This window comes from Mesorhizobium sp. M8A.F.Ca.ET.202.01.1.1, assembly GCF_004791595.1.
Lineage (GTDB): Bacteria > Pseudomonadota > Alphaproteobacteria > Rhizobiales > Rhizobiaceae > Mesorhizobium.
The window spans coordinates 1-278 of the sequence record NZ_SRUN01000358.1 but is presented as its reverse complement, the minus strand read 5'-3'; the positions used below and the strand labels follow the sequence as shown (position 1 = coordinate 278).

The following is a 278-nucleotide window of genomic DNA, read 5'->3' as shown; positions in this document are numbered from 1 at the left end:
CGCCTGCCGCGCCTCGTCGCGGACCGAACCGGCCAGGTTCATCTCGTGATGACCATAGCGCGCTTCGAGATAGCGCGCGATCGCGGCCGGGATAGGCCCGGTGCCCAGCTCGCGCGTCTCGCGCTTCTTCTCGATCAGCCGGCGAATTTCACTGGCCGCCTGTGCCGGAACCGCGGTCTCGGCCAGGCAGTCGACCATGTTCATCGGCGGCAGCCTGGCGAAGTCGCGCTGTTCCATCCAGTCCAGCGCGACGATCGGCCGGATCAGGTAGAACAGCT

Annotated in this window: 1 protein-coding gene; it reads right to left on the bottom strand. The window is 67.3% G+C overall.

All coding sequences use genetic code 11. From position 1 onward, the window contains the following. On the bottom strand, positions 1-278 hold a 278-nt coding region (locus EN845_RS35190; RefSeq protein WP_189587469.1), incomplete at both ends, for a nucleotidyltransferase domain-containing protein.